Source organism: Beutenbergia cavernae DSM 12333, assembly GCF_000023105.1.
Lineage (GTDB): Bacteria > Actinomycetota > Actinomycetes > Actinomycetales > Beutenbergiaceae > Beutenbergia > Beutenbergia cavernae.
The window spans coordinates 4,492,506-4,516,353 of record NC_012669.1; the positions used below are offsets into that span (position 1 = coordinate 4,492,506).

The 23,848-nt window shown below is 73.2% G+C and carries 24 protein-coding genes; 14 read left to right on the top strand and 10 right to left on the bottom strand.

Annotation, left to right across the window (positions count from 1 at the left end; translation table 11 throughout):
* Positions 1 to 80: 80 nt before the first annotated feature.
* From BCAV_RS20450 to BCAV_RS20460, 3 genes are all read right to left on the bottom strand, one after another.
* Positions 81 to 2,759 (bottom strand): polysaccharide lyase family 8 super-sandwich domain-containing protein, encoded by a 2,679-nt coding sequence (locus BCAV_RS20450; protein WP_015884540.1) that lies wholly within the window; start codon positions 2,757 to 2,759, stop codon positions 81 to 83.
* A gap of 146 nt (positions 2,760 to 2,905) precedes the next feature.
* Positions 2,906 to 3,865 (bottom strand): class I SAM-dependent methyltransferase, encoded by a 960-nt coding sequence (locus BCAV_RS20455; RefSeq protein ID WP_015884541.1) that lies wholly within the window; start codon positions 3,863 to 3,865, stop codon positions 2,906 to 2,908.
* A 145-nt stretch (positions 3,866 to 4,010) separates the two neighbouring features.
* Entirely contained in the window at positions 4,011 to 4,583 is a 573-nt protein-coding gene (locus BCAV_RS20460) for a TetR/AcrR family transcriptional regulator (RefSeq protein ID WP_015884542.1), read from the bottom strand.
* 97 nt (positions 4,584 to 4,680) lie between these two features.
* Here BCAV_RS20460 and BCAV_RS20465 point away from each other — a divergent pair, with 97 nt between their 5' ends.
* Positions 4,681 to 5,553: an LLM class F420-dependent oxidoreductase gene (locus BCAV_RS20465; RefSeq protein ID WP_015884543.1), complete on the top strand. Its 873-nt coding sequence runs from the start codon at positions 4,681 to 4,683 to the stop codon at positions 5,551 to 5,553.
* A gap of 79 nt (positions 5,554 to 5,632) precedes the next feature.
* Here the strand turns inward: BCAV_RS20465 and BCAV_RS20470 are convergent, their stop codons facing one another.
* Together BCAV_RS20470 and BCAV_RS20475 are read right to left on the bottom strand one after the other, a co-directional pair.
* Positions 5,633 to 6,790, bottom strand: a complete 1,158-nt coding sequence (locus tag BCAV_RS20470) for a serine hydrolase domain-containing protein (RefSeq protein ID WP_015884544.1) — start codon at positions 6,788 to 6,790, stop codon at positions 5,633 to 5,635.
* 20 nt (positions 6,791 to 6,810) lie between these two features.
* Positions 6,811 to 7,293: a DUF1269 domain-containing protein gene (locus tag BCAV_RS20475; RefSeq protein WP_015884545.1), complete on the bottom strand. Its 483-nt coding sequence runs from the start codon at positions 7,291 to 7,293 to the stop codon at positions 6,811 to 6,813.
* Positions 7,294 to 7,499: 206 nt separating this feature from the next.
* On the opposite strand from BCAV_RS20475, the gene BCAV_RS20480 reads away from it, so the two are divergent.
* From BCAV_RS20480 to BCAV_RS20500, 5 genes are all read left to right on the top strand, one after another.
* Positions 7,500 to 7,742, top strand: a complete 243-nt coding sequence (locus BCAV_RS20480; protein WP_015884546.1) for a hypothetical protein — start codon at positions 7,500 to 7,502, stop codon at positions 7,740 to 7,742.
* Complete coding sequence (locus BCAV_RS20485) at positions 7,739 to 8,170, top strand: TA system VapC family ribonuclease toxin (RefSeq protein ID WP_015884547.1); 432 nt, start codon at positions 7,739 to 7,741, stop codon at positions 8,168 to 8,170. Before BCAV_RS20480 ends, BCAV_RS20485 begins: the two co-directional genes overlap by 4 nt.
* An 86-nt stretch (positions 8,171 to 8,256) precedes the next feature.
* The gene (locus tag BCAV_RS20490; protein ID WP_015884548.1) at positions 8,257 to 9,618 is read left to right on the top strand and encodes an enolase C-terminal domain-like protein; all 1,362 of its coding nucleotides are present in this window, start codon (positions 8,257 to 8,259) and stop codon (positions 9,616 to 9,618) included.
* The gene (locus tag BCAV_RS20495; protein WP_015884549.1) at positions 9,615 to 10,385 is read left to right on the top strand and encodes an SDR family NAD(P)-dependent oxidoreductase; all 771 of its coding nucleotides are present in this window, start codon (positions 9,615 to 9,617) and stop codon (positions 10,383 to 10,385) included. Before BCAV_RS20490 ends, BCAV_RS20495 begins: the two co-directional genes overlap by 4 nt.
* Positions 10,386 to 10,395: 10 nt before the next feature.
* Positions 10,396 to 11,400, top strand: coding sequence for an aldo/keto reductase (locus BCAV_RS20500; RefSeq protein ID WP_015884550.1), 1,005 nt, complete (start codon positions 10,396 to 10,398; stop codon positions 11,398 to 11,400).
* A 14-nt stretch (positions 11,401 to 11,414) separates the two neighbouring features.
* Here BCAV_RS20500 and BCAV_RS20505 read toward each other — a convergent pair whose 3' ends face one another.
* A complete protein-coding gene (locus BCAV_RS20505) occupies positions 11,415 to 12,350 on the bottom strand; it encodes an aldo/keto reductase (protein ID WP_015884551.1) in 936 nt (311 codons plus the stop codon).
* A 97-nt stretch (positions 12,351 to 12,447) separates the two neighbouring features.
* Between BCAV_RS20505 and BCAV_RS20510 the strand changes: the two genes are divergently transcribed.
* Positions 12,448 to 13,290 carry a fumarylacetoacetate hydrolase family protein gene (locus BCAV_RS20510; RefSeq protein ID WP_015884552.1) on the top strand — a complete coding sequence of 281 codons (843 nt, stop codon included), beginning with the start codon at positions 12,448 to 12,450 and terminating at the stop codon, positions 13,288 to 13,290.
* A 63-nt stretch (positions 13,291 to 13,353) separates the two neighbouring features.
* Here BCAV_RS20510 and BCAV_RS20515 read toward each other — a convergent pair whose 3' ends face one another.
* The 3 genes from BCAV_RS20515 to BCAV_RS20525 form a co-directional block, all read right to left on the bottom strand.
* Positions 13,354 to 14,613 carry an RNA polymerase sigma factor gene (locus BCAV_RS20515; protein ID WP_015884553.1) on the bottom strand — a complete coding sequence of 420 codons (1,260 nt, stop codon included), beginning with the start codon at positions 14,611 to 14,613 and terminating at the stop codon, positions 13,354 to 13,356.
* Between the two features lie 164 nt (positions 14,614 to 14,777).
* Positions 14,778 to 15,194 (bottom strand): YciI family protein, encoded by a 417-nt coding sequence (locus tag BCAV_RS20520; RefSeq protein WP_015884554.1) that lies wholly within the window; start codon positions 15,192 to 15,194, stop codon positions 14,778 to 14,780.
* 108 nt (positions 15,195 to 15,302) lie between these two features.
* Positions 15,303 to 15,758 carry an SRPBCC family protein gene (locus BCAV_RS20525; RefSeq protein ID WP_015884555.1) on the bottom strand — a complete coding sequence of 152 codons (456 nt, stop codon included), beginning with the start codon at positions 15,756 to 15,758 and terminating at the stop codon, positions 15,303 to 15,305.
* 285 nt (positions 15,759 to 16,043) lie between these two features.
* On the opposite strand from BCAV_RS20525, the gene BCAV_RS20530 reads away from it, so the two are divergent.
* The 5 genes from BCAV_RS20530 to BCAV_RS20550 all read left to right on the top strand — a co-directional run bounded on the left by BCAV_RS20530 (position 16,044) and on the right by BCAV_RS20550 (position 21,019).
* The gene (locus BCAV_RS20530) at positions 16,044 to 17,024 is read left to right on the top strand and encodes an ABC transporter ATP-binding protein (RefSeq protein ID WP_015884556.1); all 981 of its coding nucleotides are present in this window, start codon (positions 16,044 to 16,046) and stop codon (positions 17,022 to 17,024) included.
* Positions 17,025 to 17,027: 3 nt separating this feature from the next.
* On the top strand, positions 17,028 to 17,945 hold the full coding sequence (locus tag BCAV_RS20535; RefSeq protein WP_015884557.1) for an ABC transporter permease: 918 nt from the start codon (positions 17,028 to 17,030) through the stop codon (positions 17,943 to 17,945).
* Positions 17,946 to 18,147: 202 nt separating this feature from the next.
* Positions 18,148 to 19,137 carry a daunorubicin/doxorubicin resistance ABC transporter ATP-binding protein DrrA gene (locus BCAV_RS20540; protein WP_043347649.1) on the top strand — a complete coding sequence of 330 codons (990 nt, stop codon included), beginning with the start codon at positions 18,148 to 18,150 and terminating at the stop codon, positions 19,135 to 19,137.
* Positions 19,134 to 19,958: an ABC transporter permease gene (locus BCAV_RS20545; protein ID WP_015884559.1), complete on the top strand. Its 825-nt coding sequence runs from the start codon at positions 19,134 to 19,136 to the stop codon at positions 19,956 to 19,958. Before BCAV_RS20540 ends, BCAV_RS20545 begins: the two co-directional genes overlap by 4 nt.
* A gap of 29 nt (positions 19,959 to 19,987) precedes the next feature.
* The gene (locus tag BCAV_RS20550; protein ID WP_015884560.1) at positions 19,988 to 21,019 is read left to right on the top strand and encodes a TetR/AcrR family transcriptional regulator; all 1,032 of its coding nucleotides are present in this window, start codon (positions 19,988 to 19,990) and stop codon (positions 21,017 to 21,019) included.
* A gap of 30 nt (positions 21,020 to 21,049) precedes the next feature.
* Here the strand turns inward: BCAV_RS20550 and BCAV_RS20555 are convergent, their stop codons facing one another.
* Positions 21,050 to 21,823, bottom strand: a complete 774-nt coding sequence (locus BCAV_RS20555) for a methyltransferase domain-containing protein (RefSeq protein WP_015884561.1) — start codon at positions 21,821 to 21,823, stop codon at positions 21,050 to 21,052.
* 171 nt (positions 21,824 to 21,994) lie between these two features.
* On the opposite strand from BCAV_RS20555, the gene BCAV_RS20560 reads away from it, so the two are divergent.
* Both BCAV_RS20560 and BCAV_RS20565 read left to right on the top strand, forming a co-directional pair.
* Positions 21,995 to 22,351, top strand: a complete 357-nt coding sequence (locus BCAV_RS20560) for a YciI family protein (protein WP_015884562.1) — start codon at positions 21,995 to 21,997, stop codon at positions 22,349 to 22,351.
* Positions 22,352 to 22,535: 184 nt separating this feature from the next.
* A complete protein-coding gene (locus BCAV_RS20565; protein WP_015884563.1) occupies positions 22,536 to 23,825 on the top strand; it encodes an RNA polymerase sigma factor in 1,290 nt (429 codons plus the stop codon).
* The last annotated feature ends 23 nt before the right edge of the window (positions 23,826 to 23,848 follow it).

Genomic DNA, 23,848 nt, shown 5'->3' on the forward strand with positions numbered 1-23,848 from the left:
CGGCGACCGCTTCGGTCCTCAAACGATCGGAACCGATCAGGCCGGGCTCGAAGATCCAGCTCTCGCCGATCCTCCGCCCACTACTCGACCCGGGCCACGAGCCGCGACGCCAGGTCGATGGCGGCCTCGATCTCCGGCGACGGCCGGAGCTCCGCCCAGGCGTCAAGCACCCTCCGCAGGGCCCGCAGGGCTTCGGCGGGGCGGTGGCCACCTTGAGCGTGCCGTACCGACTGCACAGCCTCGCGCTCCTGATCCGGAGGAGCGGCGCAGGCCCGCGCCGCTCGTTCCACCGCGCGGACGAGGTCGAGCAGGGTCGGCGGGTTCCAGGCCAACCGGGCTGCCTTCGTCGAGCCCGTTAGACCCGCAACGTCGACAGTCAGGGTCGCCCGGCCGTCCGTGACGGAGAGCTCGACGCCATCGTCGAGGGCGATCGCGCCGGAGACCTCCGCCGCGAGGTCGATCACGATGCTCGATGACTCCTGGGTCGGATCGCTCACGTGCACCGTCAGCTCGTCATCGCCCTCCTCGAGCGCGACTGCGGCGCCGGTGTCCGTCGTCACCAGCGACACCGACCCGGGCGTGAAGAACACGAAGCCGGCGCGCCCGCTCGGCTCGTCGCGCACTGCCTGCGCCTCCGGCGTCCGTGCGACGACGTGGTACCGCGGCGCCGTGGACTCCGCAGCAGTAGTGGCGGCTGAGGCACCTGGCAGGACGGCGTACGCGTAGCCGGCGGACGGCGACGCCGAGCCGTGCGGCAGGACGAGCGTCACGTAGTCGTGCTCGCGCACCACGAAGGCCTCCGGCTTGGTCAACCCCGTGTTGATGTCGATGAGCCGGCCGCTTCGGCGCTCCTTGACGACGGTGAGATCGTGAGGCGCGAGCATGACGTACCCGCCGGTGCCGGCCAGGTGTGCCCAGTGCGCCCCGGCAATCTGGCCGGACGCGTCCACCGGGTCGCCGTCGACGGTGAGCGTTCCGGTGCTCACCGTCGTGACCCGTCGGTTCTCCACAGTCGTCTCCGCCGTCCGCCCGGCGTCGACAGTGATCCCGGCGCCCAACAAGACGTAGCCGTGCTCGAAGAAGAAGCGGGAGAAGCGGCCGTGCATCGTGGACGGTGGTTCGCCGGCTAGGTCGATCGCCGCTGCGCCCCACTGTCCGGCGGTCACGCCGCCGGCCCAGTAGCTGGGATTGTGGTACTCGTTCGCCCAGCCACCCGGGTACAGCTGACGGGCCACGGTGTCGGTGGTGACGCCCGGGATGCGGTAGGAGTCGATCGTCGCCCAGAAACCTTCGTCGTACTGCACGATGTCAGGCGTGTACATCAGCACCGAGGCGTCGGCCTGATACCAGCCTCGTTTGTTCTCGACCAGGCCCTTCTCCGCGTTCGCCATCCGCCACGAGTGCATCGCCAGCACCGCGATCCAGTCCGCCCGCCGGTGCAGCACCCGGTCCATCACGCCAAACACCCAGGTGCCGGTCAGTGGCGGGCGCGGAACGATGTCGGGGTCGGCGAGGATCCTCGAGGCCACCGCGGCGTTGGCCAGAACCATGTCGGCGGTCGGGGGGTCGCCGCGGTAGGCCAGCTCGGCCTTGATCAGGGACTCCAACCGGGCCCGGTTCGTCTCGTCGGCGCTGGCCACGAGAGAGATCAGCCCGTTGAGGAACGAGGTCCCGGTCTCCCGGCTGCCGAGCGGCCGGTCGATCTGGCGACCCCGCACAGTGTCCGGGACCCGGCTGCGGAACAGCCATGGCTCGTACGCGGACCAGACCCACTCCCACAGGATGTCGGTGGCGGGCTCCCACTCCGTGCCCGCCGTCCGAGCGGTGATGCCGGGGATGGAGCCGAGGTAGGAGGTGCCGTAGAGCCCGATGTAGGGGAACTGGCCGTGCTGGACGAAGGAGCCGTCCGGGTAGAAGCCGTCGTGGCTGAAGAACGCCTCGTTCTCGGTCGAAGGATCGATGAGGCCGGGCGGCCGCGGGTCGGGGTTCGCCCACGCGATCACCGGCACCAGGCCGTCCCTGCCGGCAATGACATCGGCTTCGTCGTCGACAAGCAGCCCACGCCCCATGAACGCGTCGCAGAACCAGACCCTGTTGCCGGCAGCTGCGTACGTGCCCGACGTCGGGATCGTCGGGGTGAAGTGCTTGCTCGCCGCGACGACGGCGGCGGTGGTCCCCGGCGTCAAGGCGTCGTAGACGAACAGGACGGCCTCGTGGATCGACCTCGGGATGGCGATGTCCCAGTCGTACCAGTCTCCGAACCGGACGCCGCTGGTCGACCAGACATCGGAGGTGAGGTAGTCGAGGCCCTCCTGGATTGCCGTCAGCATCGCGTCGGCCTCGTCGGGCTCGAGCGCGCCGGCGGCCCACACCTGTGCCATCTCGCGGAGTCGCCGCGTGCTGTAGGAGACCCGCTGCGAGTCCTGATACGTCGAGCGGCTCGTGAAGGGGGAGTCGGCGAAGACACCGAGCCGCGGTTCGGCGCGGTCGATGTTGGCCAGGTGGGTGCGCGCGGTCGTGACGAGCTGTTGAGCGGGTGCCGCCACCAGGGGATCGGCCAGGTCCAGACCCGCCGGGAGGTAGAAGCGCAGCCACCGCTCGCGAGCGGCGGCGAATGCGGCCGGGTCCGAGGCGATGGTGGGGCCGGCCCAGGCGGCGCCGGCGGGGCCGCTGGTGAGGTCGGCCGCCAGGATCGCCGCCGCTGCGCCCAACCCTCCGATCAAGACGTTCCGTCGGCTGATTCCATGGGGTCCGCTCATCGCCTGACTCCTTTGTCTCTGGCCCGTTGCCGAAGTTCGGCTCGATGCTAGGACCGGACCACTGCGCTCAGGGAGACAACCGATCAGAACCGATCACGTCGCCGCGATCAGCGGCGTTCGAGGCCCGGCGCGACGTCGCCGCGCACCTACTCCCGCTCGAAGTCCCAGATGATGAGCGCCGGGTTCCCGGCATACGCCGCCCGTGACGCCGCCTCGATCCACGGCATCATCTCCCACACGTTCGGCGGCCGGGCGGGGTCCTCGAACTTCATCGGCGCACAGGGATCGAGATCCGTCCCGGGCGAGCTTCCGCCGTCGTCCGCTCCCGCCGCCGGCAGCGCATCACTCAGGCGGGGGTACTCGCGGCAGTGCCGCGGCAGCAACCCGAGCGGAAGTGCCGCCTCCAGGTACTCGCTCGTCGCGTGCCGCCAGTTCGGCAGGTAGCCGAACTCGCCGTCGGCGCCCTCGATCAACGGATAGAGCGGCGAGCCGAGGAAGAGGCCGCGGGTATCCGAGATGACGAGGTGCCCGCCCGGGCGCAACACCCGCGCGAACTCCGCGAACGACGGCCCGAGGTCGCGGACGTGGCTCAGGGCCAGGGTGACGACGACGAGGTCCACCGACGCCTCGGCCACCGGCAGCTCATGCACAGCGCCCTGCGCGAACCGGGCGCTGGGCACCTTCTCGCGCGCGATGGCCAGCATGTCGGGCGACCGGTCGACGCCGAGCACGTCGTACCCCTGCTCCGCCAGCCACGAGGTGTGGCGGCCGGTGCCGCACGCGGCGTCCATCACGACGCTCCCCGGTGGCACCTGCGCCATGAGCGGCCGGACGAGCGGCTCCTCCATGCCCCAGAAGCCGTTGGGTCCGGCGTCGTACGTCGGCGCCCAGTAGCGGTAGCCGTCCTCGACCGACAGCGGGACGACGTCGTGGCCCTCGCCGAACGTCTCGGCGGCCTGGAGCAGCTGGCGGATGTCCGCGAGCCGCGCCTCGGTGAACGCGCGGTCGCGCTCGCCGGCGAACGCGCGCAGGAGCGCCACGCCCTCGAGGCCGAGGAGGTAGGCGAGCGGGTGCTGGTGGATCGTCGGGAAGGACGGGGTAGACATGGCGGGGCGCCTTTCGCAGGAGGGGACACGGCAGGGGGCCGACGGCGGTTGTCGCCGTCGGCTCGTCGGGTTGCGGTGGTCCGCTCTCACGCCATGCGGCCCACCCAAGCGGGGCGCGCCCTGGCGGCGCAAGGCGAATTCCGGCTTACCTCCCGGCAGGCGCCCGCAGCCCGTCGAGCCCGACGCGCAGGAGCCGCTCGAGGCGCTCGCGGTCGTCGGCGTTCATCATCACGATCCCGAGCACCAGGCTGACGACGTCGTCGATGTCGAGCTCGTCGCGGGCGACGCCGGCCTCCTGGGCGCGGGCGAGCAGCGGCGCACCGGCCGCCATCATGCGGTCGCGGGCGGAACGCATGACCGGCTCGTCGAAGCGCAGACCCTCCGCGAGCGCCCGCTTCGTCCCGACGTACTCCACGAACCGCCGCAGCCACGCGACGAGGGCGTCCCAGGCGTCGGCGCCCGGCTGCTCCTCGGCGAACCGCACGAGCGCCGTGACCTCGTCGAGGTAGACGCTGCGCAGGAGATCCTGCCGCGTCGGGAAGTGGCGGTAGAGCGTGCCGACGCCGACTCCCGCACGGCGTGCGATGTCCTCGAGCGACGCCTGGACGCCGCCCGTGGCGAACGCGTCTCGCGCGGCGACGAGCAGCGCGTCGTAGTTGCGCCGCGCATCGGCGCGCATGGCTCGCCGCGGGACGAGCTCGGCTTCGACGTCGGACATGGCACCTCTTGCAACCGGAGGCGGGCCTCCATATAGTCGGAGGCACCCCTCCGTTTCATCGGGGGACGGACCCCATGATCCCCGAAGGGAGACGTTCATGCGTCTCGGTCTCCAGATCCCCGACTTCACCTGGGCAGGCGGCCCGAAGGCCCTCGGCTCGGACCTCGCCCGCGTGGCCCGCACGGCGGACGACGGCGGGTTCGGCTACCTCGCCGTCATGGACCACTTCTTCCAGATCGGCGCCGTCGGACCCACCGAGAACGACATGCTCGAGGCGTACACGACGCTCGGCTTCCTCGCCGCGCACACGGAGCACGCCAAGCTCCTCACCGTCATCACCGGCGTCCACTACCGGCACCCGGGCGTGCTCGCGAAGACCGTCACGACGCTCGACGTCCTCTCCGGCGGCCGCGCGATCCTCGGCGTCGGCGCCGGCTGGAACGAGGAGGAGTCCCGCGGCCTGGGCATCCCCTTCCCGCCGCTGCGCGAGCGGTTCGAGCTCCTCGAGGACACGCTGCGCCTCGTCACGCAGATGTGGGCCGGTGACGAGGCCCCGTTCCAGGGCACGCACGTGCACGCGGAGCGGCCGCTCAACGTCCCGCAGGCGCTGAGCACGCCGCACCCGCCGATCATGGTCGGCGGCGGGGGCGAGAAGAAGACGCTGCGGCTGGTCGCCCAGTACGCCCAGGCGTGCAACCTCTTCAACACCCCGGACCTGTCCCACAAGCTCGAGGTGCTGCGCGCGCACTGCGACGACGTCGGCCGCGATCACACCGAGATCACGAAGACGGCGTACCACGTGCTCGACGTCGGCCCGCGCGGCGAGCGGACGGCGCAGCTCATCGACGAGCTCGGCCGGCTGCGCGACGCCGGCATCGACGACGTCATCGGTGGCGTGCCGGACGTCGCGACCTCCGACGCCCTGGAGCGGCTCGCGGCGGACGTCGTCCCGGTCGTCGCGACGTTCTGACGGCGGGGCTCGGGCCGGGTGCACAGGGCGGCAGCATCGGACGCACCCGGCCTCCCCGATCGGCCCCAGCGCACGGCCGTCAGGTGGCGTGCACGGCGCCCCAGAACGCGTCGAACACCGGTGACGGCCCCGCCGTCGACCAGGCCCGGTTCGTGAGCAGGATGCCGACGACGCCGCTCGCCGGGTCGATCCACCAGGTGCTGCCCATGCCGCCGTCCCAGCCGTAGCTGCCGGCGGGCCGGCCGCCCGGTGCGTCGGCGATCTGCACGCCGGTCGCGAAGCCCCACCCGATGAGCCCCGCGGCGTCCGCGACACCACCCACGTAGTCGGTGGTCATCGCCCGGACCGACTCCTCGCTCACGAGCCGACCCGTGCGCGCCGTCGCCCCGCCACCGCGCAGCAGGTCCGCGAGCGCGTACAGGTCGTCGACGGTCGAGACCAGCCCGTCGCCCGCGCCGGGGAAGGCGGGCGGGCGCGACCACTGGCCGTCGGCGTCGTCGTACCGCTCGAGCGCGCCGGTTCCCGGGTTCGACGCCCACTGCGGCCCGAATCGGCCCCGGCGCTCGGGCGGGACGTCGAACGCGGTGCTCGTCATCCCGAGCGGGTCGAACAGGCGCTCCGCGAGCAGGCCCGGCAGCGGCTCCCCGGCGGCTCGCGCCAGCAGCACACCGAGCACCTCCGCGGACGTGTGGTAGAGCCAGCGCTCGCCCGGCTGGACCATCAGCGGCAGCTCACCGAACCGGCGCATCCACTCGGCCGGTTCCGGGTTCACGGCCGGCGCGGGCGGGCCGACGTTGAGGCCGCTCGCGGTCATCGCCTCCAGCACGACGCCGGGGAACGGCCCGGTGAAGTCCATGCCGGTCCCGAGGCGGAACGTCAGCACGTCGCGCACCGTGATCGGCCGGTGCGCGGGCACGGTCGCGGTGAGCGGGCCGTTCGGCTCGGCGAGCACGCGCCGGTCGGCGAGCTCCGGCAGCCACTCCTGGACCGGGTCGTCCAGGCTGAGCACGCCGTCGTCGAGCAGCATCATCGCGACGACGGCGCACACCGGCTTGGTGACCGACGAGATGCGGAAGATCGTGTCGCGCGCGATCCCTCCGCCGCCGACGGGCTCGTGGGTGCCGATCGAGCCCGCCCGCACGTCGTCACCGCGCGCGACGAGCCAGGCGAGGCCCGGTGGGTCGTCTCCCTGGACGTGCGGCGCGAGCGCGTCCTCGATGGCGCGGTCTGGCGTCATGATCGCCGGCGACGACGGCGTCAGGCGCCGAACGTCTCGAGCAGGACCTTCTCCTCGGCGTCCGTGAGGTTCGTCGCGATGAGCTTGGCGTGCCCGCGGAACCGCTCGCCGAGACGGTCGGTGTCGGCGTTCTCGGTGACCACGAACAGCGCCGACGTCCCCGGCGTCACCTGGGTGCGGATCTCCTCGAGCTGTTCGTCGTTGATCCCGACGGCGCCGACGGCCTTGCTGATCGCCCCCGCCGCGGCACCGACGGCGGCTCCGAGGAAGGGGACGAAGAACAGCGTGCCGAACAGCAGGCCCCAGAACGCGCCCCAGCCCGTGCCCCGCCACGAGTCCTCGTTGCGGTTCACCGTCTTCGGGGCCTTCGCGTCGGCCGGCCAGGAGACGATCGCCGAGTCCACCACGCGGACGAGCCCGTCCGACGCCGCGGCCTTGAGAGTGTCGGAGGCCCCGTTGGCGCCTTCGGGGGTGTCGAACTTCCAGACGGTGAACGTGGTCATGGCGTGCTCCTTCGCGTCGGGCCCTTCTCGACGCCGACCCTAGGCTCGCCGGTCACGGCGCGCCATCCCCCGGTCCGGGTGAGTCTCCGGGCACCCGGGCAACCCACCGAGCGGCAGCTACCCGACGCGCGAACCCCAGTCCTCCGACCTGCGGACCGCGCATCACTGATGCTCGATCGTCGCACCAGTGATGCTACGATCGATCCATGCGCACGACGATCAGGCTCGACGACGACGTCGCGGCCGCCGCGGAGCGGCTTCGGCGCGAGCGTCACATCGGCCTGGGCGAAGCCGTCAACGAGCTGGCGCGGGCGGGCTTGCATCGCGGCGCACCTGCGGAGCGCCGATACCGGCAGCGGACGGCGGACCTCGGTCTGCGGATCGACGTCTCCAACGTGGCCGAGGCTCTCGAGCTCCTCGATGAGGCCGACCTGGACGCGCCACGGTGATCGTCGACGCGAACGTGCTGCTGTACGCCGTCGACACCGGCAGCCCGTTCCACCGCGCCGCCAAGGAATGGCTGGAGGAGGCACTGAGCGGACCGGCCCGGGTCGGCCTTCCGTGGCCCTCGCTCCTCGCGTTCCAACGGATCGCCTCCCACCCGCGAGCCGCAGCACAGCCGCTGACCCCAGGGGCCGCGTGGGCGTTCATCACCGAGTGGCTGCGCGCGGATCCAGCCTGGATCCCGACGCCGGGTGACGGGCATGCGGCGATCCTTGGCCGACTCCTCACCGCCGGGGACCTCCGCGGCAACCTGGTCACGGACGCCCACCTCGCCGCGCTCGCGCTCGAGCACGGCGTCGGCATCTGCTCGTTCGACAGTGACTTCGCCCGCTTCGACGGGCTGACCTGGCACAACCCGAGCGCAGCGCGTTAGGCGCGGCGGGGAAGGAGGTCGCTCCACCAGGTTCGGCTAGGCTGCCGCCCAAACATCCGATGTCTGCTACCACCGATGGGATCGGCATGCCCACGATCACCGGCGTCACCGTCACCGACGTCCGCTTCCCCACGTCGCTCGAGCTCGACGGCTCCGACGCGATGAACCCCGACTGCGACTACTCCGCCGCCTACGTCGTGCTCGAGACCGACGGCACCGCCGGCGACGGCGCACCGCTCGCCGGCTACGGCCTCACGTTCACCATCGGCCGCGGCACCGACATCGTGGTCGAGGCCGCGACGCAGCAGGCGGCGCTGCTGGTCGGGCGTGACACCGACGCGATCGCGCGCGACATGGGCGGCCTGTACCGCGACCTCACCGCCGACTCACAGCTGCGCTGGCTCGGCCCGGAGAAGGGCGTGGTCCACCTCTCGCTCGCGGCCGTCATGAACGCCGCCTGGGACCTCGTCGCACGCCAGGCCGGGAAGCCGTTGTGGCGCCTGCTGGCCGACCTGACGCCGGAGCAGCTCGTCGACGTCGCCGACCTGCGCTACCTGTCCGACGTCCTGACGCGCGAGGACGCCGTCGCCCTCCTGCGCGAGCGCGAGGGCGGGAAGGCCGAACGCCTCGCGGAGCTGGAGCGCCGCGGTTACCCGGTGTACACGACGTCGGCCGGCTGGCTCGGCTACGACGACGCGAAGCTGCGGCGGCTGTGCCAGGAGGCCGTCGACGAGGGCTACTCCCACGTCAAGCTCAAGGTGGGCGCGAACGTCGACGACGACCGGCGCCGCCTCGCCATCGCCCGCGAGGTCATCGGCCCGGACCGCAAGCTCATGATCGACGCGAACCAGGTGTGGGACGTGCCGCAGGCGATCGAGTGGGTCCGCGCGCTCAGCGACTTCGACCTCCACTGGATCGAGGAGCCGACGTCGCCGGACGACATCCTCGGTCATGCCGCCATCCGCGAGGCGCTCGCGCCCATCGGCGTCGCCACGGGCGAGCACTGCCACAACCGGGTCATGTTCAAGCAGCTCATCCAGGCCGGGTCGCTCGACTTCCTCCAGCTCGACACCGGCCGCCTCGCGAGCATCAACGAGATCGTCGCCGTCCTCCTCCTCGCCGCGCACACCGGCGTCAAGGTCTGCCCGCACGCCGGCGGCGTGGGCCTGTGCGAGATGGTGCAGCACGTGTCGGTGCTCGACTACGTGGCGATCGGCGCCGACCTGGACGGCCGCGTCACGGAGTACGTGGAGCACCTGCACGAGCACTTCACCGACCCCGTCGAGGTGCGCGACGACGGCGAGGGCCCGGGCTACGTGGTCCCGTCCCGGCCGGGCTACTCCACGGAGATGTTCCCCGAGTCCGTCGCGACGTACACGTTCCGGGACGGCGCGTACTGGGCGGGCGCCCGGGCCGCCGCGGAGGATGTCGCGGGAGCGGCGTCGTGAGCGGGCCGACGACGGCGTCCGGCGAGTTCGCCGGTCTCGTCGCTCTGGTGACGGGTGGGGCGAGCGGCATCGGCGCCGCGGTCGCCGCGGCGCTCACCGAGCGCGGGGCGCGCGTCGCGACGCTGGACCGCAGCGCGCACGACGCCCAGCCGGGCGGCGTCGCCGTCGTCGCGGACGTGACGGACGACGACGGCGTCCGGCGCGCCGTCGCGGAGGCCGCGGGCGCGCTCGGCGCACTCGACGTGCTCGTCAACAACGCCGGCATCGGGGCCGCCGGGACGGTGGCCGACAACGACGACGCCGAGTGGCTGCGCGTGCTCGACGTCAACCTGCTCGGGCTCGTCCGCGTCACCCGGGCGGCGCTGCCGCACCTGCGGGCCAGCGAGCACGCGGCGATCGTCAACACGTGCTCGGTCGCGGCGAGCGCCGGCCTGCCGAACCGCGCGCTGTACTCCGCGACGAAGGGCGCCGTGCAGTCGCTCACGCTCGCGATGGCCGCTGACCACGTGCGCGAAGGAATCCGCGTGACGTGCGTGAACCCGGGCACCGTGGACACCCCGTGGGTCGGGCGCCTGCTCGACGCCGCCGACGACCCGGCCGCCGAGCGCGTGGCCCTCGCGGCGCGCCAGCCGAGCGGCCGGCTCGTCACCCCGGCCGAGGTCGCGCACGCCGTCTGCTACCTGGCGTCCCCGCTCGCGAGCGCGACCACCGGCACGACCCTCGCCGTCGACGGCGGCATGCAGGGTCTGCGGCTGCGGCCCGAGTGAGCGGCGCCCGATGGACACGCAGAGGCTGCCGCGGCGCGACGTCGCGCTGACCGAGGTCGGGTTCGGCGCCGCGCAGGGCGGGGACCTGTACCGCCCGACGACGCACGAGGAGTTCGCCCGCGCCGTCGAGACCGCCTGGGACGGCGGCGTGCGGTACTTCGACACGGCGCCGCACTACGGCCTCGGGCTGTCCGAGCGACGGCTCGGCGCCCTGCTGCGGGATCGACCCCGCGGGGAGCTCGTGCTGTCGACGAAGGTCGGGCGGCTCCTCGTTCCGTCACCGTCGACGGCGCACGAACGCGACCTCGACCACGGTGGCATGTTCGACGTGCCGGCCGACGTCCGCCGCGTCTGGGACTTCACCGCCGACGGCGTGCGCCGCTCGCTCGAGGAGAGCCTGGGGCGGCTCGGACTCGACCGCGTCGACGTCGTCTACCTGCACGACCCCGACGAGGCCGGCCTGCTCGACGTCGCGATCGCCGAGGCGATCCCCGCGCTCGCCGCGCTGCGCGACGAGGGCGTGATCGGCGCGATCGGCGCCGGGATGAACGCGTCCGCGCCGCTGGCACGCGTGGTGCGCGAGGGCGACGTCGACGTCGTCATGTGCGCCGGGCGCTACACGCTGCTCGACCCGAGCGCGGCCGACGACCTGCTGCCGCTCGCCGCCGAACGCGGGGTCGGCGTCGTCGTCGCCGGGGTGTACAACTCCGGGCTGCTCGCGCACGACAGGCCGCCCGCCGACGCCACGTACGACTACGCGCAGGCGCCCCGCGAGCTGCTGATGCGGGCGCACCGGATCGCCGACGTGTGCGAGGCGCACGGGGTGACCCTCCCCGCGGCGGCCCTGGCGTTCGTGCGCGGGCACCCGGCCGTCGTCTCGACGGTCGTGGGGCTGCGGACGGCTGAACAGGTCACGCAGGCGCTCGACCGGGCGGCGACGGCGGTCCCCGCCGCACTCTGGCGCGACCTGCGCTCCGCCGGCCTGCTCCGCGCGGACGTGCCGGCGCCCGCGTGAGGCGGCCGGTCCCGTCAGCGGATCTCGTCGAGGGCCACGAGGTCCTCGGGCGACGGCGTCCAGGCGGCTGCCGCGGCGTTGGCCGCCACCTGCTCGCCCCGGGTGACGCCCGCGATGACGGAGCCGACCGCCGGCTGCGCGGCGAGCCCGCCGATCGCGACGTCGAGGATGCCGACGCCGCGGTCCGCCGCGAAGCGCTCGAGGGCCTCGATCCGGTCGAAGTCCGCCGCCGCCAGCCGGCTGGTCTGGCGTGGGTCGGCGAGCCGGGTGCCCTCGGGCGCCGCCTGGCCGCGCGTGTACTTCCCGGTCAGCAGGCCGAACTCCAGCGGGAAGTACGGCAGGATCCCGACGCCGGTCCGCTCGCAGGCCGGGACGAGCTCGGCCTCGGCGGAGCGGTCGTACAGCGAGTACTTGTTCTGGGCGCTGATGAAGCGCGTGGTGCCGGCGGAGCGGGCGGTCCACTCGGCGTCGACCACCTGCCACGCCGTGAGGTTCGACGACCCGATGTACCGGACCTTGCCCTCGGTGACCAGGTCGTGGAGCACCTCGAGCGTCTCCTCGATGGGCGTCACCGGGTCCGGGAAGTGCAGCTGGTACAGGTCGATGTAGTCGGTGCCCAGGCGGCGCAGGCTGCCCTCCACCGCGCGTCGCACGTAGCGGCGCGACCCGCGCACGCCCCAGTCCGGCCCGTTGAGCCCGCCGAGGTCCGAGCCGAACTTCGTGGCCACGACCACCTCGTCGCGGCGCGAGCCCAGCGCCTCGCCGAGCAGCGTCTCGCTCTCGCCGCGGCTGTAGGAGTCGGCCGTGTCGAACAGGGTCACCCCGGCGTCGAGCGCGGCGCCGACGACGCCGCGGACTGCCTCGGCGTCGATGCGCGCGCCGAACGCGTTGCACCCGATGCCCAGCACGGAGACGGTCAACCCGGAGTCGCCCAGCTGGCGATACGTCATCTCTGTCGTCACGCGCCGACTCTAATCTGATGACCAGGCCCGCCCAGCACGGCGACGGCGCCCGACGCCGTCGTCCACCCACTCACCGGAGGCACCCGTGCACCTGATGCGACTCGGACCGATCGGCGCGGAGATCCCCGCCGTCGGCGACGGCGACAACGTCTACGACCTGCGCCCGCTGGTCGGCCGCCTCGACGGCGCGTTCCTCGCCTCGGGCGGGATCGCGCGGGTGCGGGAGGCGCTCGCCGCGGGTGCGCTGCCGGTGCTCGACGGCGCCGCCTCGCTGCGGCGTGGCGCGCCGGTCGCGCAGCCCCCCGCCGTGATCTGCATCGGCCAGAACTACGCGGCGCACGCCGCCGAGTCCGGGGCCGAGCCGCCGTCGTCGCCGATCATCTTCTTCAAGCACCCCAACACGGTCGTCGGGCCGGACGACGACGTCCCGTTCCCGCCCGGCGCGACGAAGCTCGACTGGGAGGTCGAGCTCGGCGTCGTCATCGGACGTTCCGCGTGGCAGCTGCCCTCGCGCGAGGCCGCGCTCGAGCACGTCGCCGGGTACACGATCGTCGACGACGTCAGCGAGCGCGCGTGGCAGATCGAGGAGTCCGGCGGCCAGTGGTCGAAGGGCAAGTCCGCGCCGGGCTTCGCGCCCACCGGACCGTGGCTCGTGCCCGCCGACGAGGTCGACGCCGGCGCCCTGCAGCTGCGCTCCTGGGTCAACGGTGAGGCCCGGCAGGACTCCGTGACCGCCGACATGATCTTCGACGTCGGCTTCATCGTGTGGCACCTGTCGCAGTACCTGGAACTCTCCCCCGGCGACCTCATCTGCACGGGGACGCCGGAGGGGGTGGCGCTGTCCGGCCGCTTCCCGTACCTGGGTGCCGGCGACGTCGTCGCGCTGGAGATCTCCGGGCTCGGGCGGCAGGAGCACGCCGTCGTCTGAGCGCGCCGGGCGTCGCCTCGCCACCTCGTTGTGGGTGGTGGGCCCGAGGCGGGCTGGGCGAGCTCAGGCGCCGAGGTCGGCGAGCTTGCCCTCCAGCACGGCGCGCTCGCGGGCGTTGCCGCACAGGGCGACGGCGCGCTCCAGCTCCGCCCGCGCGTCGTCCGTGCGCCCCATGCGGCGCAGCAGCTCACCTCGGACGCTCGGCAGGAGGTGCGAGCCGGCGAGCCGGGCGTCGTCGGCCAGCGCGTCCACGAGCGGGAGCGCGGCGGCCGGACCGCGCTCCATCGAGACGGCGACGGCGCGGTTCAGCTCGACCACCGGCGACGGCGTCAGCTCGGCGAGAGCGTCGTACAGGAGCACCACCCGGCTCCAGTCGGTGTCCGCCACGGATGGCGCGACAGCGTGCACCTCGGCGATCGACGCCTGCAGCCCGTACGCCCCGAGGCCGCGTCCGAGGCCGGCCGCGTGGGCGAGCGCGGCCCGACCGCGACGGATCGCCGAGGCGTCCCACCGCCGTCGGTCCTGTTGCTCCAGCAGCACGGGTTCGCCATCCGGCCCGATGCGCGCCGGGAATCGGGCCGCCGTCAGCTCCAGCAGGGCGAGCAGGCCGTGGACCTCCGGCTCGTCCGGCAGGAGGCGGCTCAGCACGCGCGACTGTCGTAGCGCCTCGGAAGCCACGTCCACGCGGATGAGGTCGTCGCCGGACGACGCCGTCGACCCCTCTGTGAAGATGACGTAGACGACGTTGAGCACCGAACCGATCCGCTCGCGGCGCTCGTCTGCGGGCGGGACCTCGAACGGTACCTGCGCCGCGGCCAGCGTCTTCTTCGCCCGCGTGATCCGGGCCTGCACGGTGGCGGTCGGCTGGAGGAACGCGTGCGCGATCTCGTCGCTCGTGAGACCACCGATCACGCGCAGCGTGAGCGCCACCCGCGCCTCGCGCGAGAGCACGGGGTGGCAGGCCGTGAACGTGAGCGCGAGGATGTCGTCGTCGATGCGATCGGGGTCCCAGAGAAGGTCGCGATCGGCGCGGTCACCGCTGGGGGGCGCCCCGGTGGCGGCCTCACCGTCGTCGAGGTCGCGGGCGAGGACGGCGTAGCGCTCGTCGCGCGCCGAGCGCCGGCGGAACGTGTCGATCGCCCGACGGCGTCCCACCGTGAGCAGCCAGCCCGCCGGGTTGTGCGGGACACCCTCACGCGGCCAGGTCACGAGTGCCTCCGCGAGCGCTTCCTGGGCGAGGTCCTCGGCGAGTGCGAAGTCGCCCGTGTAGCGGGCGAGGCCGCCGACGATGCGCGCCGACTCGATGCGCCACACCGCCTCCACCGCCTGCCGGCCGCTGCCCGGCGGGCTCGCCGGCGCCGCGGGGCGCCCGGTCGGGGGCGCGGCGCGTCCGGCCGAGGGCGCGGCGTTCGCGCCGGGGTCGCCCGGGTCGCCGGCCGGTCCGCTCGAGGCGGACCGGCCGGTTCCCGGCTCCGGGGACCGCTCGCTCAGAGCTGGCCCGTCCGCTCCCGCCAGGCGCGTTCCCTCTTGATCCACGGGTTGTCCTGCGGGAACTCGTCGATCGTGCTGACGCGGCGGATCTCGGTCTTGATGCCGGGCCCGGAGTACGGCAGGCGCTTCGCCCACTCGACGGCCTCCTCCTGCGAGGCGACGTCGAGGATGTAGTAGCCGCCGAACAGCTCCTTCGTCTCGCCGTACGGCCCGTCGCTCACGACCGGCGTCTCGGAACCGTGGTCGACGACGAGTCCCGGCTCGGGGTCCAGGCCCTCGGCGGCGAGGAGGACGCCGGCGTTGATGAGCTCGTCGTTGAACTTGCCCATCGTCTCGAGCATCTGGTCGAAGTCCACGTCCTGGAAGTCCTGCGCGGCCTCGTCGGTCGTCCGCATGATGAGCATGTACTTCATCGTTCTCTCCTCAGCTGTGTCGGGTCGCGGTTCGGACCCTCTCATCCCCAGGTCGAACGGGCCAGGGGCGGATCGACATCCGGGCTCCACGACTTTCGCCTCGCACTCTCAGGACGCCTCCAGCGTGCTCCTGAGCCACTGCGCCCGCGCGTCGATCAGTCGGTGGAGATAGCGGGTGAGCACGAGGCGGTCGACGACGGCGCCCAGCGGGCCGAGGGGGGATCGGAACCGGACGTCGTCGGTCATGAGGGTGACGCCGCCAGGGCGCTCCGCGAACGTGTGCTCGTGCCACCAGGCGTCGAACGGGCCGGCGACCTGCTCGTCGACGAACCGATGCGGCGCCTCGAGGATGGTGATCGTCGCCGTCATCCGGAACCGGATGCCGAGGTGGCGCGCCTCCCAGGTCACGGCGTCGCCGAACGTCAGGAGCCCGGACGTGACGCCGGCGACAGCGCGCTCCCCCGACCGGGACATCGAGGCAAGGTGGGCATCGACCGAGCGCGCCGCGTCGAAGCACGCGGAGATCGGCGCCGCGATCGGCGTCTCGATCCGGAACGACGGCACGCTCGCGAGCCTAGGCGTCGCCCCCTGTGACGTGCCGACCGTGCGGTTCCTCACTCCAGACAACCCCGCACCGTGCGATCACTCCCCCGAGGCGGCGGTTCGGGGGACCAACAACACGGTTGGCCGTGACGGGGGGACCAACAACACGGTCGGCCGGACCCCGGGTGGCCAGGAGAAGTACTCCGTGGGTGCCGCCCAGGGCGGCACCACCTACGTAGCCGGGCGTACCCCGAAAGGCCCCGCGGGCGGACGTGCCGGCGCGCCCGCGGCGGGACCGTGGAGGCCATGACCACACACGCGAGAACCCAGGCCCCCGCCGACGCGAGCCGGCACTCCGCGCGACGCTCCGAGCCACCGGTCGTCACGACGCGCGGCCTCACGAAGCGCTACGGCGACCGCCTCGCCGTCGACGCCGTCGACCTCACCGTCCGGCGCGGCGAGGTGTACGGCTTCCTCGGCCCGAACGGCGCCGGGAAGACCACCACGCTCCGCATGCTGCTCGGCCTCGTCCGCCCGACGGCCGGCACCGCGCGCGTCCTCGACCGTCTGCCCGGGGAAGCGGGCGCCGTCGCGCGGGTCGGCGCTCTCGTCGAGGGGCCGGGCTTCTACCCGTACCTCTCGGGCCGCGACAACCTCCGGGTCCTCGCCCGCTATCAGGCGCTGCCCGCGAGCGCCGTCGACGCCGCCCTCGAGCGCGTCGACCTCGCGGGCCGCGGCCGCGACGCGTTCCGCTCCTACTCGCTCGGGATGAAGCAGCGGCTCGGCGTGGCCGCGGCGATGCTGGGCGATCCGGAGCTGCTGATCCTGGACGAGCCGACCAACGGGCTCGACCCCGGCGGCATGGCCGAGATGCGCGCCCTCATCGTCGACCTCGCACGCCAGGGCCAGACGGTGCTCCTCTCGAGCCACCTGCTGGGCGAGGTCCAGGAGATCTCGGACCGGGTGGGCGTCATCTCCGGCGGTCGCCTCCTCGCGGAGAGCACCGTCGCCGAGCTACGCGGCGGTCGTGGGCTGTTCGTCCACGCGGAGCCCGGGGTCCAGGCGCTCGACGTCGCCACGCGACTTGCCGGTGACGGCGCCGTGCACGCCGTCGACGGCGGCCTGCGGCTCGACGTCGACCCGGCTCGCGCCCCCGACGTCGCCCACGCCCTCGTGACGGCCGGCGTGGACGTGCACGAGATCCGACCGCTCGAGCGGTCCCTCGAGGACGTGTTCTTCGAGCTCACGACTTCGCCGGCGACGCCGGCCAGCACCCAGGAGGACTGACGCATGGCGACCACGCACGCGACCCCACCGATCCCGACGACGTCCGTTCCGCCGTCGTCCACCGCACGCTCGCTGGTCCGCAGCGCAGCGGCCGAGACGCTCCGGCTCCGGCTCTGGCCGGCGGTGTGGGTGCTGCTCGGCGTCTGGCTGCTCCTCAACCTGACGTTCGCCTACGTCTTCAACTACCTCGCGTACGCGAGCGGGTCGGAGAGCTTCGCCGCCGAGGGCGTCCCGCGCGAGGCGCTGCTCGCGGGCCTGCTGCCGTCCGCCGTCCCGGGGCTGCTGACGAACGGCATGCCGATGTTCGGCGGCGCGATCATGCTGACGCTCGGCGCGCTCGCCGTCGGCAGCGGGTTCGGCTGGGGCACCTGGAAGACGGTGTTCACGCAAGGTCCCGGGCGGGCGACGGCGTTCGGCGGCACGCTCCTCGCCGTCGCGCTGGGTGTGGTGGTGGCCGTCGGGGCGACGCTCGCGCTCGACCTCGCCGTCTCGTCCGGGATCGCCGTGCTCGAGGGCGCCGACGCCGCGTGGCCGGACGCCGTCGACCTCGCCCGGTCCTTCGGCGGCGGACTGCTCATCATGGGGATGTGGGCGGCCGTCGGGGCGCTGATCGGCCTGCTCACCCGCAGCCCGGCGATCGCGATCGGGCTGGGCCTCGTGTGGTCGCTCGTCGTCGAGAACCTGCTGCGCGGCGCGGCCGGCCTGCTGCCCGAGCTCGCCTACGTCACCGACTACCTGCCGGGGACGGCGTCCGGATCGCTGGCCGGCGCGGTCACCGAGGCCGCGGGCACGGCGGCCGGCGGCTCGCCCGGCGTGCTCACCGTGCTCGACGGCGGGCTCGCCGTGGGCGTGACGCTCGCCTATCTGGTGGCGGCGGTCCTCGCGAGCGTGCTGGTGGTGCGCCGACGCGACATCGCCTGAGCACCGGCCCGGTCACGGGCGTCGAACCTCGTACAACGCGTCGAACCTCGCACCCCGTGGTGCGAGGTTCGACGCGAGGTACGAGGTTCGGCGTCTCGCCTCCCCGAACCCCCTTGCGCGTACGAGACACATCGTGTGTATGGTGTACACGTTCATGTACGCCACACACACGAGTGTGTGCCCCACACGCGAGGAGACAGTGATGCAGGATCCGATGATCGCCATCCGGGGACTGGCGAAGTCCTACGGAAAGAACGCCGTGCTCCGCGGCGTCGACCTCGAGGTGAAGCGCGGCGAGATCGTCGCGCTGCTCGGCCCGAACGGTGCCGGCAAGACGACGGCGGTCGGCATCCTCACCACGCTCATCGCGCCGGACGCGGGCACGGTGCACCTGGGCGGGATCGACGTCGTCGCGTCGCCCCGGGCGGCACGCACCCGGGTCGCCGTCACGGGCCAGTACGCCTCGGTCGACGAGTTCCAGACCGGCGAGGAGAACCTCCTCCAGATGGCCGCGCTCAACGGACTGTCGAAGCGCGACGGCAAGCGCCGGACGTCGGAGCTCCTCGAGCGCTTCGACCTCACGGCGGCGTCCCGCCGTCAGGTCGGCACGTACTCCGGCGGGATGCGGCGCCGGCTGGACCTGGCGTCGAGCCTCGTCGCACGTCGACCCGTGCTGGTGCTCGACGAGCCGACCACCGGCCTGGACCCGGCCAGCCGCATGGACCTGTGGGACGTCGTCGCCGACCTCGCCCGCGAAGGCACCACGATCCTCCTCACCACGCAGTACCTCGAGGAAGCCGACCACCTCGCCGACCGCATCACCGTGCTCGACGGCGGCCGGATCGTCGCGGAGGGCACGGCGGCGGCGCTCAAGGCGCGCGTCAGCCGCGAGGCTGGAGACCAGGTCCGCCTCGTGCTCGACGACGCACGCAGCTTCGACGTCGCGCGCGGCCTCGGCCTGCCGATCAGCACGGTCGACGAGCGCGGGCTCAGCGTGACGGTCCGCGCCGAGAGCTCGGTCGGCACGGTCCGGGAGCTCCTCGACCTCGCCGACGCCCACGACCTCGCCGTCGACTCCGTCGCCATCGTGCGGCCGAGCCTCGACGACGTCTTCCTCGCCCTCACCGGGGCACGCCGTACCACCACGACCACCCCGGCCGACGAGCCAGCCACGACGGGAGCGAACCGATGACCACGCTGACCAGCCCAGCCCCTCCCGCGACCGGCCGGGCGACGAGCACGCCCCGGGCCGCCGTCGTCGGCCCCCTCCGCAGCATCGGCACGATGGTGCGCCGCGAGACCCGCCGCAACCTGCGCAGCCTCGACGGCCTCATCACGGCGTTCGTGCTGCCGATCGCCATCATGACCGTGTTCGTCGTGATCTTCGGCGGCGCGATCTCGGGCGGGGACGGCGACTACATCAACTACGTGGTGCCGGGCGTGCTCGTCATGTGCATCGGGTTCGGGGCGGCGACGACGGCGGTGAGCGTCGCGCAGGACCTCACGTCCGGCACGATCGACCGTTTCAAGACGCTGCCGATCCACGCCTCGTCGGTGCTGTGGGGCCACGTGCTGGCCTCGACGGTGCGCAACCTCGCGTCGGTCGCGGTGACGATCGGGGTGGCGTACGCCCTCGGGTTCCGGGCGGACGCGGGCCTCGGCGACTGGTTCGCCGTCGCCGGCTACGCGGCCGTCATGGCGCTCACGTTCGCGTGGTTCAGCGCCGCGGCGGGGCTCGTCATGAGCGTCGAGGCGGCGCAGAGCCTCAACATGGTGTTCCTGTTCCTGCCGTACGTCTCCAGCGGGTACGTGCCGATCGAGACGCTCCCCACGTGGCTGCACGGTTTCGCCGAGAACCAGCCGTTCACGCCGATCATCGAGACCCTGCGCGACCTCCTCGCGGGCGGCGCCACGGCCGGCAACCTGGTCCCCGCCCTCGCGTGGCTGGGCGGGGTGCTCCTGGTGAGCTCCGTCGGGGCGGCGGTGGCGTTCGGTCGCCGCCGGGCGCGCTGAGCGCGCCCGTAGACTCGGCGGACCAACGGATGAGCGTGCGGGAGGACGAGCGAGCGATGTCGGACGACGACGCACCCGCCCTCCCGCACGCCGTCGCCCTCGCGTGGGGGCTCGCCGCGCGGCCGCAACGGCCGCCGCGCGGCGAGCTGTCCACCGAGCGCATCGTCGAGGCGGCCGTCCAGATCGCCGACGCCGAGGGGCTGGCCGCGGTCTCGATGAGCAAGGTCGCGACGTCGCTCGGGTACACGACGATGTCGCTGTACCGCTACGTGACCAGCAAGGACGACCTGCTCGAGCTGATGGCCGACGCGGTCCAGGGCGAGGCCGTCCTTCCGCCGGCCGCCGACGCGGAGGACCTCGCCCGGGGCGTCGACCCCGGGGCGTCCGGTGCGCCCGACGGCGGTGGGTGGCGCTCCGAGCTCCGAGCGTGGCTCTTGACGCTCGCAGGCATCTTCGAGGCTCACCCGTGGATCACGGAGGTCCCGATCTCGGGACCGCCGGTCACCCCGAACGCGCTGCGCATCGTCGAGCACGGGCTGCGCGCCCTGCGTGACGCCCCGTTCGACGACGAGGAGAAGATCGGCGTCATCCTCATGGGCACGAACCTCATGACGGGGTACGGCGTCGTCGAGCAGCGCCTGAAGCGCGGTGACGCCTCGTCCGACGTCGGCGCGGCGATGCTCGAGCTGGTGACGCCCGAGCAGTTCCCCTACCTGCGCCCGCTGTTCGAACGCGGCTCCTACGCCGGGACGGATGACCTCGACACCAGCCCCGAGCTGGAGTTCGCCGTGGAGCGGGTGCTCGACGGCGTCGCGCACCTCATCGCGACGCGCGCCTCGGGTGAGCCGCCCGCGAACGAGGCGGACGACGTCGCCGCCGAGAACCGGCGCACGCAGCTGTACCGAACCGACAAGAAGGTCCGTGAGGCGGCGAAGCGACGCCGCGAGGCGGAGAAGAAGCTGCGGGAGGAGCTCAAGCGGGAGCGCGACGTCGTGCGCGAGGCCGAGAAGAAGCTCCTCGAAGCGGAGCGGAAGGCCGCGGAGCAGGCAGCGAAGGTCTGACGGTCGCGGCGACCGACCCAGGGTCGAGCCTCACGTCGCGGTTCGGGTCGCGACGACGAACGTGCGCGGGAACGGCAGCACCGTGCCGAACGGGCGCCGCGGGTACGCGTCGCGGAGCGCCGCCCCGTACTCGGCCTCGAACCGGCGGCGCAGCTCGTCCGGGAGCGCCTGCAGCACAGGGCGCGCACCGGTGCCGGAGATCCACGCCAGGACCGGGTCGTCGCCGTCGAGCACGTGCAGGTACGTGGTCTCCCACGCGTCGATGCTCCAGCCCGGGCCGGCGAGCGCCTCGAGGTACGCGGTCGCAGACGTCCCCCGTGAGAGCGTGACGTGCTCCGTGTGCTGCGCGTACGGCTCCCGGGCCGCGACGTCCCGCAGCAGCCGGTGGCTCGGCTCGTCGTGGTTGTGCGGCACCTGGATCGCGAGCGCCCCGCCCGGGGCGACGTGCTCGCGCAGCCGCCGCGCGACGTCGAGCTGGTCCGGCACCCACTGCAGGGCGGCGTTCGACACCACCAGGTCGACGGGCGACGGCGGTGCCCAGCTCGCGATGTCTCCGAGCCGGTAGGAGGTGCGCGCGTCGGTGTTCTCGGCGACGGCACGCTCGATCATCTGCGGCGAGGAGTCGATGCCGAGGATCTCGGCCTCCGGCCAGCGCGTACGCAGGACGGCGCTGAGGTGCCCCGGCCCGCAGCCGAGGTCCACGATCGTGCGCGGCGCCCGCGGCACCCGTCCGACGAGCTCGACGAACGGACGGCTGCGCTCGTCCGCGTAGGTGAGATACGACGTCGGGTCCCAGTGCGGCACGGTCGACTCCCTGGTGTCTCGGGGTTCTCGAAGTCTCGACATCGAGATACTTGATGTCGAGAGGCTAGCAGTCCGCGCCTCGCGGGAGGACGATGTCGATCCAGCGCACCGCCGTTCGTACAGAGGGTGAGCGGCCCGGACGAGCCGGGCCGCGGTCACCGAGGAGGAACCATGCCGACCTACCTGCTCACGATCATGCAGCCCGGCGACGGCTCGCCCGCCCCGCCCAACGTCCTCGAGCCCATCATGCGCGACGTCCAGTCGTTCAACGCCGAGCTGCGCGAGGCCGGGGCCTGGGTCTTCGCCGGCGGCCTCCACCCGCCGAGCACCGCGACCGTGATCCGCCCCAGCGGCGACGACGTCCTCGTCACCGACGGCCCCTACGTCGAGGGGAAGGAGCACGTCGGCGGCCTGACCGTGCTCGAGGCTCCCGACCTCGACGCCGCGCTCGAGTGGGGCCGCAAGCTCGCCCGGGCCGTGACGATCCCGGTGGAGGTCCGCCCGTTCCAGGACGGCGCCACCACGTGACTCCCGTGGGCGACGGCGGAGGGGCCGAGCCATGTGCGGGCGCTACGGCAATGACCCACTCAGCGGGTCAGCGCCGTAGCCCGGCGAAGGGCTCGGGTCCCGTGCGGGCGATACGGCAATGACCCACTCAGCGGGTCAGCGCCGTAGCCGCGAAGGGCTCGGGTCCCGTGCAGGCGATACGGCAATGACCCACTCAGCGGGTCAGCGCCGTAGCCCGGCGAGCTCGACCCCGACCGCCGTCGCCGCCGTGTTCCGCGAACACCACGGGCGCGCCGTCGCCGTCCTGGTCCGCGCGTTCGGGGACATCGACATCGCGGAAGACGCGGTGCAGGAGGCATTCGTCGCGGCGCTCGAGCACTGGCCGGATGGTCCGCCGCCGAGCCCGGGCGGCTGGATCATCACGACCGCGCGCCGCAAGGCGATCGACCGGCTCCGCCGCGAGGGGTCCCGCGCCGACCGGCACGCTCAGGCCGCGCTCCTCCACGCCGTCGAGCCACCGGCCGAGGAGGGTCCCGTGCGCGACGACCGGCTCAGGCTCGTCTTCACCTGCTGCCACCCGGCGCTCAGCCGGCAGGCGCAGGTGGCGCTCACCCTGCGTCTGCTCGGCGGGCTGACGACGGCGGAGATCGCCCGCGCGTTCCTCGTTCCGGAGGCGACGATGGCGCAGCGGCTCGTGCGCGCCAAGGGGAAGATCCGGGACGCCCACATCCCGTACCGCGTGCCGCGCGACGCGGACCTCCCGGACCGGCTCGCGGGCGTGCTCGCCGTCGTCTACCTCGTGTTCAACGAGGGGTACGCCGCGAGCTCGGGCGACGATCTCGTGCGCGACGACCTGTGTGCCGAGGCGATCCGCCTCGGCCGGCTCCTCGCCGAGCTCATGCCGGACGAGCCCGAGGTGCTCGGCCTGCTCGCGCTCCTGCTCCTCAGCGAGTCGCGCCGGCCCGCCCGCACCGGCCAGGACGGCGCGCTGGTCCTGCTGCGCGACCAGGACCGCGATCTCTGGGACCGCGGACTGATCGCCGAGGGCCACGCGCTGGTCCGGCGTTGCTTGCGCCGCAACAGTCCCGGCCCGTACCAGGTGCAGGCAGCGATCCAGGCGGTGCACACGGACGCGCCGTCGGCGGCCGACACCGACTGGCGCCAGGTCGTCGCCCTCTACGACCAGCTGCTCGCCCTCACGCCGAGCCCGGTGGTCGAGCTCAACCGGGCGGTCGCCGTCGCCGAGGTGGACGGGCCGACGACGGCGCTCGCGCTGGTCGAGGCGCTCACCCTCGAGCGCTACGACGTGTTCCACGCGGTCCGCGGCGACCTGCTGGCACGTCTCGGGCGCCCGGCGGGCGCCGCGGAGGCATACGCGCGGGCAGCCGAGCTGGCCGGGAACGCGGCCGAGCGCACCTACCTGGAGAACGCACGGGACGCCGTCGTCGGTGAGGCCCGTCCGTCCCGCCCACCGGGCGGTGGCGCCTACGCTTGACCTCGAGCATGGTCGAGGTTGTG

Excerpts from the sequence above, each read along its gene's own strand:
- BCAV_RS20480 (WP_015884546.1), top strand. The coding sequence starts at position 7,500 with ATGCGCACGACGATCAGGCTCGACGACGACGTCGCGGCCGCCGCGGAG.
- BCAV_RS20475 (WP_015884545.1), bottom strand. The coding sequence starts at position 7,293 with ATGACCACGTTCACCGTCTGGAAGTTCGACACCCCCGAAGGCGCCAAC.
- BCAV_RS20505 (WP_015884551.1), bottom strand. The coding sequence starts at position 12,350 with ATGACGTATCGCCAGCTGGGCGACTCCGGGTTGACCGTCTCCGTGCTG.
- BCAV_RS20545 (WP_015884559.1), top strand. The coding sequence starts at position 19,134 with ATGACCACGCTGACCAGCCCAGCCCCTCCCGCGACCGGCCGGGCGACG.
- BCAV_RS20455 (WP_015884541.1), bottom strand. The coding sequence starts at position 3,865 with ATGTCTACCCCGTCCTTCCCGACGATCCACCAGCACCCGCTCGCCTAC.
- BCAV_RS20490 (WP_015884548.1), top strand. The coding sequence starts at position 8,257 with ATGCCCACGATCACCGGCGTCACCGTCACCGACGTCCGCTTCCCCACG.
- BCAV_RS20520 (WP_015884554.1), bottom strand. The coding sequence starts at position 15,194 with ATGAAGTACATGCTCATCATGCGGACGACCGACGAGGCCGCGCAGGAC.
- BCAV_RS20530 (WP_015884556.1), top strand. The coding sequence starts at position 16,044 with ATGACCACACACGCGAGAACCCAGGCCCCCGCCGACGCGAGCCGGCAC.
- BCAV_RS20470 (WP_015884544.1), bottom strand. The coding sequence starts at position 6,790 with ATGACGCCAGACCGCGCCATCGAGGACGCGCTCGCGCCGCACGTCCAG.
- BCAV_RS20560 (WP_015884562.1), top strand. The coding sequence starts at position 21,995 with ATGCCGACCTACCTGCTCACGATCATGCAGCCCGGCGACGGCTCGCCC.
- BCAV_RS20540 (WP_043347649.1), top strand. The coding sequence starts at position 18,148 with ATGCAGGATCCGATGATCGCCATCCGGGGACTGGCGAAGTCCTACGGA.
- BCAV_RS20450 (WP_015884540.1), bottom strand. The coding sequence starts at position 2,759 with ATGAGCGGACCCCATGGAATCAGCCGACGGAACGTCTTGATCGGAGGG.
- BCAV_RS20460 (WP_015884542.1), bottom strand. The coding sequence starts at position 4,583 with ATGTCCGACGTCGAAGCCGAGCTCGTCCCGCGGCGAGCCATGCGCGCC.
- BCAV_RS20535 (WP_015884557.1), top strand. The coding sequence starts at position 17,028 with ATGGCGACCACGCACGCGACCCCACCGATCCCGACGACGTCCGTTCCG.
- BCAV_RS20500 (WP_015884550.1), top strand. The coding sequence starts at position 10,396 with ATGGACACGCAGAGGCTGCCGCGGCGCGACGTCGCGCTGACCGAGGTC.
- BCAV_RS20550 (WP_015884560.1), top strand. The coding sequence starts at position 19,988 with ATGAGCGTGCGGGAGGACGAGCGAGCGATGTCGGACGACGACGCACCC.
- BCAV_RS20465 (WP_015884543.1), top strand. The coding sequence starts at position 4,681 with ATGCGTCTCGGTCTCCAGATCCCCGACTTCACCTGGGCAGGCGGCCCG.
- BCAV_RS20565 (WP_015884563.1), top strand. The coding sequence starts at position 22,536 with ATGACCCACTCAGCGGGTCAGCGCCGTAGCCCGGCGAGCTCGACCCCG.